This is a genomic window from Corynebacterium sp. HMSC076D02, from assembly GCF_001813815.1.
Taxonomy (GTDB): Bacteria; Actinomycetota; Actinomycetes; order Mycobacteriales; family Mycobacteriaceae; genus Corynebacterium; species Corynebacterium simulans.
In genome coordinates this window covers 40,488-49,928 of sequence record NZ_KV814037.1, presented here as the reverse complement: position 1 = coordinate 49,928, position 9,441 = coordinate 40,488, and the positions used below count along the sequence as shown (strand labels likewise).

The 9,441-nt window shown below is 58.0% G+C and carries 5 protein-coding genes; 4 read left to right on the top strand and 1 reads right to left on the bottom strand.

The genetic code is table 11. From position 1 onward, the window contains the following. The 4 genes from HMPREF2935_RS01085 to HMPREF2935_RS01070 form a co-directional block, all read left to right on the top strand. The coding region (locus HMPREF2935_RS01085) for a hypothetical protein (RefSeq protein ID WP_070731635.1) at window positions 1-1,826 on the top strand (1,826 nt) is incomplete at its 5' end. 52 nt (window positions 1,827-1,878) lie between these two features. Beyond that, window positions 1,879-3,510, top strand: coding sequence for a class I SAM-dependent DNA methyltransferase (locus tag HMPREF2935_RS01080; protein ID WP_070731633.1), 1,632 nt, complete (start codon window positions 1,879-1,881; stop codon window positions 3,508-3,510). Next, the gene (locus HMPREF2935_RS01075; protein ID WP_070731632.1) at window positions 3,510-4,673 is read left to right on the top strand and encodes a restriction endonuclease subunit S; all 1,164 of its coding nucleotides are present in this window, start codon (window positions 3,510-3,512) and stop codon (window positions 4,671-4,673) included. Before HMPREF2935_RS01080 ends, HMPREF2935_RS01075 begins: the two co-directional genes overlap by 1 nt. Before the next feature lie 40 nt (window positions 4,674-4,713). Beyond that, window positions 4,714-7,932, top strand: coding sequence for a type I restriction endonuclease subunit R (locus HMPREF2935_RS01070; protein WP_070731630.1), 3,219 nt, complete (start codon window positions 4,714-4,716; stop codon window positions 7,930-7,932). On the opposite strand, the gene HMPREF2935_RS01065 is transcribed toward HMPREF2935_RS01070, so the two are convergent. Next, entirely contained in the window at window positions 7,929-9,425 is a 1,497-nt protein-coding gene (locus tag HMPREF2935_RS01065; RefSeq protein WP_246817751.1) for an ATP-binding protein, read from the bottom strand. The two genes, HMPREF2935_RS01070 and HMPREF2935_RS01065, sit on opposite strands and share 4 nt — an antisense overlap. Between the last annotated feature and the right edge of the window lie 16 nt (window positions 9,426-9,441).

Sequence of the window (9,441 nt, the reverse complement as noted above, 5' to 3'; positions counted from 1 at the left end):
GGCTGCGAGCCACTAAGCTCGGCCGCCGCGACACAGCCGTTAAAGATGCCCTCTTCTATTCTTCGCTCTACCGAATGCTGCTCCGCAATCCGGCACGCGCGGCCTTGAGCCTTTTGAACTGCAACACGGCTTCCTCCCCTCAGGGTTTTTCGCCCTCTGCTGCAGTAATCGACTCTCTTAGCGCGGCGTACCAGCGCGCAGCAGACAACGTTCCTTCTGATACCTCTGAAGCTGACATCGCAAAAGCAGCAGAGCAGGTAGCCGAGGCAGCTTTCGGGCCCGCGGCCGCGCTCACCCGTCTTGCAGATGACCTCAGTGCTCAGCGCCAGGTAACACTCTCTTCCCGATTTACTTCCCGCGCTATGCAAGCAGTATCGGAAGCCCTCACGCTAGAGAACCCAACTCCACCTATCATCCCTACTGATGAATACAGCCTAGGTTTCGTCACTAGACTCGCCCGGGAACTCGAAGAAACGCCGGCGCTCAACATCGGATATCGAAAGGACTGCGCACCAGACTCTCTCTATTGGGCCGAACTAGCGTGCCGAAGCGTGGAATTCATCGACGCTAACGAGGAGATCCCAGCGAATTCTCTCATCGTCCTCGCCGCTCCTTCACCTCTCAAAAATGCGCCCGAATACTTCGAGCACCTCCAGGACTTGCTCGACAACTTGAACGAACGCGGCGCAATGTTCTGCATTTCCACCGCAGACATGCTTATCGAGGACTCGTTAGCGCAGGTCGTCCGACGGCGTTTCCTCGCACCGACTGAAACCGGCGCAATTGCACCGCTGCGTTACAGTGCACGGCTGCCCCGAGGCATTTTTCCAGGCCGCGGACAGCAGCAGGGCGCACTATGGATTCTCAAGCGCCCTAATCGCGAGGCCATAGGCAACCCTGCCGATGCTGCTGCCGTTATCGCTGACGTGCCGGACCTTAAGACACCCGGTCTCGTCTCAGACTGGGCAACCATGCTCACCACACCGGATGAAGCACGCAAGCACACTTTTGTCCGCGGTCGTATTCTTCGCGCCGCTGATGCCTGGCGCAGTCGTACTCATTCTCTCGATGACTCGGTCTTTTCTTCTACGTCGACGTCTTCCGCCGCCGATCTCATGCACACCGCGCATCAAGCAGGGTTAGACATCAGTTCAGCAGGGTTGGAGGACGCGCCGCCAAAGATTGGTATGCGCGCTGAATCGGGGGCAACGCGCCTTGAGTACCTACCGTGGAAGGCCGCGACCAACGCTCGCACTGGGGTGCTGCAGAAACTCAGCGGCTCCCGCATTGCCGAACGTGATCTCGCCCCTGAAGCAGTAGCAAAACTGGAACTCATCGGTGAACCCGAAATTCTGGGGAGCATTCCACAGGGCTCACGTTGCATCGATCGTCTCCGGCTGGAAGACATTGCACCGCGCGGCACCTTCACAGAACCGGGAGACGTGGTCTTCATCAAGAGCCCAAGACCACGTGCACTCATCGATGAGGAAGGCGGCAAGCTAGTCACTGCACCGGCTCAAGCACTACGATGCCGCACCTTCCGTGGACGCAGCCACACTCCCTTGGAACAGGTCTGCATTCCCTACCTCGTAGAGAAGGCTATTAACGAAGCTGTCTCCTCCGAGTTGGGATCGGTGTACTTCCCCGTCTTTCCACGTGGGAATGCGAAGCACCTCGGCTCGGTGGAGCACCAGCTCCGCGCACGACGCCAGCAGCTCTTAGAACAGTTACATAGCCTCGATGAACTTGAGCACGGCCTCGTCATGTCGATAGGTACCGGTGCTGTCACCATCGCAGAATCTCGTGCGCAATCCCCGCCAGGCTAATAACAGAGTTCAACATTCAAACGCACAAACACCGTTATATTTAAGGAGAAAAATGACTAACTCGGTCAAGGATGAGCAGAACGTAGAGTCTGCCTCCGCCACCACCCTCAAAGAGCTCAAGGACACTTTATGGAAGGCAGCAGACAAGCTGCGCGGTTCCATGGACGCATCCCAGTACAAGGACATCGTCCTAGGACTGGTGTTCCTCAAATACGTCACTGATGCTTTCGATGCCCGGCGCGCGGAGCTGCGTGCCGAAGGCGAGGAGCGCGGAGATAGCGAAGAGTACATCCAGGAAGACTTGGAGGATATCGACGCTTACCGTGAGAAGAACGTTTTCTGGGTCGACCCCATCGCTCGTTGGACCTTCCTGCGTGACAACTCGAAGGGCAAGTCGGCCGACGCCGGCCAGGAGTACCAGTCCATTGGCAAGCTCATCGATAACGCGATGAAGCAGCTCATGCTGGACAATGAGTCGCTATTAGGTACCCTGCCCACGAACTTCGCCTCGGATAGCGTTGACCAGCGTCGTTTGGGCGAGCTCATCGACTTATTCAGCACCACGCGTTTCACTGCGGAGGGTCCGGAACGCGCACGCGATTTGCTGGGTGAGGTCTATGAATACTTCCTGGAGAAGTTCGCCCGTGCTGAGGGCAAGCGTGGCGGTGAGTTCTACACCCCGCGCCCCGTCGTCCGCACTCTCGTAGAAATCCTGGAGCCAACCCAGGGTCGCGTTTACGACCCATGCTGTGGCTCAGGCGGCATGTTCGTGCAGGCAGAGAAGTTCCTCGAGACCGCAGAGAAGGACCGCACTGCTCTGGCCATCTACGGTCAGGAGCTCAACGAGCGCACGTGGCGCATGGCCAAGATGAACCTGGCCATCCACGCCATTAGCTCTGCTGGCTTGGGTGAGCGCTGGGCCGACACCTTCGCTCGCGACATTCATCCGGGTAAGCAGATGGACTACGTCATGGCCAACCCACCGTTCAACATCAAGGATTGGTCGCGCAACGAGGAAGACACTCGCTGGAAGTACGGCGTCCCGCCCAAGCGCAATGCCAACTTCGCATGGATGCAGCACATTATCTCCAAGCTCACCCCTCAGGGTGAGGCCGGTGTTGTCATGGCCAACGGCACGATGACGTCGAACTCCTCCGGTGAAGGCGACATCCGCAAGGCCATGGTCGAAGACGACATCGTCTCCTGCGTCATCGCACTTCCTGCGCAGCTCTTCCGCGGCACGCAGATCCCGGTCTGCGTCTGGTTCTTCGCCAAGGACAAGAAGGCCGGTTCCAAGGGCACCATTGACCGCACCAACCAGGTGCTCTTCATCGATGCCCGCGAGCTCGGCCACATGATTGACCGCACGGAGCGCACCTTCAGCGACGAGGACATCCAGAAGATTGCAAACTCCTACCGCCTGTGGCGCGGCCGCGCCTCCGCCCCGAAGGACGAGACTTACGAAGACATTGCCGGCTTCTGCAAGTCCGCTTCCCTCGACGACATTCGCGACGCCGACTTCGCCATGACCCCCGGTCGCTATGTCGGCTTCGCCGAGGCCGAGGAAGACGACGAGCCCATCGACGAGAAGATTGCCCGACTCACCAACGAGCTCACCGCCGCGCTTGACGACGCCGCCCACCTCGATCAGGTCGTGCGCGAACAACTGGGGAGGTTGAAGTAATGCCAAAGCTACGAATCCGCGAAATTGGTGAAGTCTTTGATGGTCCTCACGCGACACCCAAACGACGTGAAGAGGGGAAATACTTCCTGAACATCAGCTCACTCCAAAACGGACGCTTAATTCTCGACGAATCCGATTTCATCGATGACGAAGACTTTCAGCGTTGGACTCGTCGAGTAACGCCACGAGAAAACGACCTTCTATTTTCTTATGAAACTCGGCTCGGGGAAGCCGCGTTAATGCCGCCTGACATCGATGCAGCCCTCGGTCGCCGTATGGCACTGCTTCGACCGAACCCAGAAGTCGTCGATCCGACCTTCCTACTCTACTATTGGCTTTCCCCGAAATGGCAGCAAAAGATTGCCCAAAACACCCTATACGGGGCAACCGTAAACCGTCTGCCGATCACCACGTTGCCCAATTGGGAAATAACACTTCCAGAACTTAAAGTTCAACGCCCAATCGGGCGGACATTGGCATCCCTCGACGACAAAATAGTTGCAAACCAAACGTCAATTTCAAGAATCGATGAAATCCTAAGAGCCCTTTGGCAAAAAGAACTTTCTCTTGGCAATATTGACGCTCCACTTAGCTCATTGGCTTCATTCATCAATGGCAAAGCATTCACTAAAGGCGCGTCTGGAACCGGCCGGGTTGTCGTCCGCATTGCAGAAATGAACTCTGGCATTGGCGGAAAGACCGTATTCAGCGACTTCGATGCAGATCCAGACAACGAGGTAAATCCGGGCGACCTTCTATTTTCTTGGTCCGGTACCCTTATGACCAAGCGTTGGCCCTATGACCAGGCAATTGTCAATCAACACATCTTCAAAGTGGTTCCCAATGGACAACTGGATTTATGGGCTCTCCGTCAAGCAATCGACGCTCAGCTCGAATATTTCCAAATGATTGCCGCTGGTAAGGCCACAACGATGGGGCATATTAAGCGTGGCGATTTAGACCAGGAAGTCGAAGTCCCCGCCCAGATGTCGGAAGAAACGAATCAATTCGGAAACTCACTTTGGGAACTTGCCACAAGCCTTGAGATCCAGAATTTACAACTCGCTCGCACCCGCGACGAGCTGCTTCCCCTCCTCATGAGCGGCCGCATTACGGTCGGTGAGGCGGAGGACGCTGCGGATGAGGCGGCATCGGAAAGCTAAGCAACCCCTATCCCCCCTACAACTATCAAAGGAGATAATCATGTTGAGCGAAGAATCCCTCGAGCTCATTGTTCAGGACCACCTGGCTGAACTGGAGTGGGTGTCTGGGCATGGCCCGGACTTTGCGCCGGGCTCCGGCGAGCGCGACACGTGGAATGACATAGTGCTGCGCGGGCGACTGCGCAATGCCGTGCGCAACCTCAACCCAGATGTACCGGAGGAGTACCTCGACCAGGCGATTGGTGAGGTCATCACGCCGAAGTCGCAGTCCGCAATTGCGGAGAACCGGCGCATTCACCAGATTCTGGTGGAAGGCTACCGTGGTATCGAGTACATCGACCACGAGGGCAACGTCCAGAACCCCACCATCTATTTCCTGTCCTCACAGCCGCACCAGAACGACTATTTGTCGCTCAACCAGGTCACCGTTGCGAACCTTGATGGAGAGCGTCGCTTTGATGTGGTCTGCTACGTCAACGGCATGCCGCTGGCATTCATCGAGCTGAAGAAGACGGGCGCTAATACCTCAATCGAAGGCGCCCACAACCAGCTGCAGACCTACGTCAAGGAATTCGGCATGGCCTTCCGCTTTGCCAATATTGTGATTCCTTCGGATGACCTCAGCGCCAAGTACGGCACGCCGTTTACTCCGTGGAACCACTTCGCACCGTGGAACGTGGATGAAGACGGCAGCCCGGTAGACCCCAACAACATGGTTGTGGCCGGCGAGCCGGTCACGCAGCTGGATCTGTTGCTTGATGGTCTGTTTAATGTGGAACGTTTTGGACAGCTCTACAGCGACTTCACGGCGTTCGATGACACGGCCGAGGGGCTGGTCATGCGTATTGCCAAGCCGCACCAGTACTTCGCGGTGACCAAGGCTGTAGGTTCCACGATCACGGCGGCGCGCGGCGACAAGCGCGCTGGCGTCATCTGGCACACGACGGGTGCGGGCAAGTCCATGGAGATGGAGCTCTACACCGCCAAGATTATGCGTCGGCGGGAGATGCTCAGCCCGACCGTCATCGTGCTCAATGACCGTACCGAGCTGGATGAGCAGCTCTTCGAAACCTTCAACCGGTCCACCATCCTGCCGGAGGCACCGCGCAATATCGAGTCGCGTGCTGAGTTGCGTGAGCTGCTGTCGCAGAAGACCTCCGGCGGCATCTACTTCTCCACGCTCCAGAAGTTTGGCTTGAACGGCCAGGGTGAATTGCGTGAGACCGAGCACCCGTTGCTCTCTGACCGGAGCAACATCGTGGTCATCGTCGACGAGGCACACCGTTCCCACTATGGCTTTGGCGATACCGCCGCCGATGGTTACGCACAGCACCTGCGTAATGCACTGCCGAATGCCACCATGCTGGCGTTTACCGGTACCCCGCTCAAGGAGTGGGACCGCGATACGCGCAAGGTCTTCGGTGACGACGTGGATGTCTACGACATGAACCGCGCCGTCGAGGACGGTGCCGTCGTTCCCGTCTACTTCGAGCCGCGCCTCATCCCGCTCAAGCGCATTGCTGGAATCACGGATGACGATATTGATGACTCTGCCGAGGAAGTGCTCACGGGTCTCGACGAGGTGGAGCGCGACCGGATTCAGCGCTCTGTCGCCGCGTTGGAAATCATTTACGGTTCCGACGACCGCTTGGATGCGCTCGCTGAGGACTTTGTTCGCCACTGGGAAGACCGCCGCGAAAACATGCGGGAATTCATCGGTGCACCGGGCAAAGCCATGATTGTCACCGCCACGCGTTCCATCGCAGCGCGTCTCTACTCCAAGATCGTAGCGCTGCGCCCTGAGTGGCATTCGGATGCCGATGACAAGGGAAAAATCAAGGTGATCTACTCTGCCGCGCCGTCCGACCCGGATGAGCTCAAGGTCCATATGCGCCGTCCGAGCGCGCTCAAGGCAGTGAAGAACCGTATCAAGGACGTCGACGACGAGCTGGAAATCGCCATCGTTCAGTCCATGATGCTCACCGGTTTCGACGCACCGCCGCTACACACGCTCTACATTGACCGCTCGCTCAAGAGCGCGCTGCTGATGCAGACGCTCGCCCGTGTCAACCGCACGTTCCGCGACAAGCAAGACGGTCTCCTCGTGGCCTACGCACCCTTGGTGGAGAACCTGGAAAAAGCTCTTGCGGAGTTCACCCTTAACCCTTCCGACGACGGAACCAAGGTCACAGGCCAGGACGTTGAGGAAGCACTAACTCTGGCGAAGGGATTCCTGGCTCGTCTCGACGACATTGTGGGAATCGAATGGAAGAACACCGCTTCCATCGATGACGCCAACCTTCGCCGTGCCCTGCTCGATGTCACTGGTTTCCTTCGCAATCCAAGAACCGAAGGCAACTACGACCCCGAGAAGCCAAACGCGCGTCCCGTCGCTGATGAGTTCAAGCGTCAGGCTGGAAGGCTCGCGCGTGCATGGGCGCTTGCGTCCAACAGCCCTGCCGCCGATGAATTCCGTCCGAGCGTGCAGTTCTATTCCGAGGTCAAGAACTGGCTCATCAAGCTCGATGCGGGCGACCGCGTGGCCAATGGCGAGCCGATTAGCGACTCCATCCGCAACGCCCTAGGCAAGCTGGTCGTTGATTCGGCTGAGGCCACCGGTGTCATCGACATCTACCGCCAGGCCGGGATTGAGATTCCGAACTTGCAGGATCTCACCGTCGACCTGTTCAAAGACAAACAATCCCCCTCTGAGGTCTCGTTGCTCATCGATGCGTTGCGCCGCCAGCTCCAGCAGGAAGCCCGCACCGCCACAGGAAACAACGAGCTGCGCTCCAAGCAGTTCTCCGAGCGGATCACCGAGCTGATGAATCGGTACACCAATCAACAACTCACGGCCGCTGAAATCATCGCCGAACTCATCCGCCTGTCCAAGGAGATTGTCAAGGAAAGCAAACGCGGTGAACAATTCACCCCGCCACTAGGCAATGACGAGCTCACCTTCTTCGACGCGGTGTCGACAAACGAATCCGCAACCGAGCTCATGGACGACGAAGTTCTTGCTGAAATCGCACGCCAGCTCGTTTCCATGCTGCGTCGCGATGCAAAGACCGACTGGACAGTACGCGATGACGTACGTGCGAAACTACGACGCTCGGTCCGCAGGTTGCTACGCGACTACAAGTATCCACCGGACAAGGCGCCGGAGGCCATCAAGCTCGTGCTTGAACAGATGGAGAAATTCGCGCCAAGGTATTCAGCGGCGGCGCGCGAACAAGCTGACGTTGAACACCGTGATTAGCCCTGCAGCCGATAGCGCTGCTTCGGGCTCTTCAGCGGCTCAGTGCGCACGATAACGCCTTCCTCAACAAGTTCGTTGATGGTCCTGCGCACGCCGTTGAGGGACAGCCCTGCAGCCCCTGCCAATTCGCGGCTGGACGCTGTCCTGTGTTCGCGAAGATAGTCGAGCACGCGCCCGCGGGTTCCGCCCCCCAACGCCGCGGTGCGCTCCGGGGTAGTCGGATTTCGCCGCGCAAAGGTGAGTTCAAATTCGGTTAATGAATCCTCTGGTACCGGCGGCGGCAGCAGCTGCCGCTCCAGTTGGTCGAGAATCTCGATATATCCGGTACCACGGTTTTCCGCAACGTACCCATCTCCGTCACCGGCAGGAGTCACCTCCAGCAACGCAGACAAATGCTGATTGCGCGCGCTAGACATACCCGCAGTGCCCAATCGATCAACGGTGACCGTTCCATAAAGACCACCGGGGTTGAGGATCTCCAGCCGGTCGACATACAGGTTCACTTGTACCTGCGTGCCCCGCGCCTGCGGCGAATAGTCACGGTGCATAAGCGCATTAGCGACTGCCTCACGCACAGCCTCCGGAGGGTAGTCCGGCAGGTCCTTACGGAAGACTCCCTCGATTACGCCTCCGACGCGCATATTGCGTCGGACTGCCCGCACGGCATCCTCGACCAGCACCGGAATGGGCCCCACCAGACTTTCGTTGTCGAGGAAGCGCTGCTTGCCCATCCCGGCCGATTTATCGGTGCCGGGATATGCCGCAAAGGTCACGTTGAGCCGCGGGAAAAACTGTTGCGGGTAAGTGCCCGCTACCATAAGTCCGCCCAGAGTTGGCACTAGTTTTCCGTTGTCGTTCCGGGTAATCAGGTGGAGCGCTAACATCGCCTCTTCATCGCTCAACCGTCCAAAGATGCGTTCATGGATGGAGCGCTCGCGGGCCAAGATCTCGGCCACGATGTCAGGATCCAGATCGTCGATGTCAGCATCCGGAACCGGCTCCAGATCCCATTCCGGCTGGGTCTTGTTTTCCTCCAGCCGGTCGATCTCGTATGGCTTTAGTGCGCGGTCCCCATCATGGACCCGGATATAGCTGCCGTGATACTTCGACTGAGAAATGACCCAGCAAGGCTTCTCAAAAGGAGCACATTCGGGAATGGTGCCAACGACAATGCTCGCACCCTCCCACTCAACAATGTCGATCTGGGCGCGAACCGACGGGGTCACGAGGTCTGCACATGCGCCAGCCAGGGCATCCGCCATGGCAGTAGCATCGAAGCCTGGTACCGGAACGAACCCGTTGTCTTCATCCAGCCCCAAGATGATGATTCCACCGGTTCCGTTAGCAAAGGCAGAGATAGAGCGAACGAGCTTCTTGGGAAAACCTCCCGCAGCTGCCTTGACCTCGACAGCGCGCGTATCGGTGCCCTGAGATCGCAGGCTTCCAATGATCTCGGCGATCTCCGCCTGGTCATCGTCCCAGACCACAATCACTCACCCCTATCAGCGC

Excerpts from the sequence above, each read along its gene's own strand:
- HMPREF2935_RS01080 (WP_070731633.1), top strand. The coding sequence starts at position 1,879 with ATGACTAACTCGGTCAAGGATGAGCAGAACGTAGAGTCTGCCTCCGCC.
- HMPREF2935_RS01075 (WP_070731632.1), top strand. The coding sequence starts at position 3,510 with ATGCCAAAGCTACGAATCCGCGAAATTGGTGAAGTCTTTGATGGTCCT.
- HMPREF2935_RS01070 (WP_070731630.1), top strand. The coding sequence starts at position 4,714 with ATGTTGAGCGAAGAATCCCTCGAGCTCATTGTTCAGGACCACCTGGCT.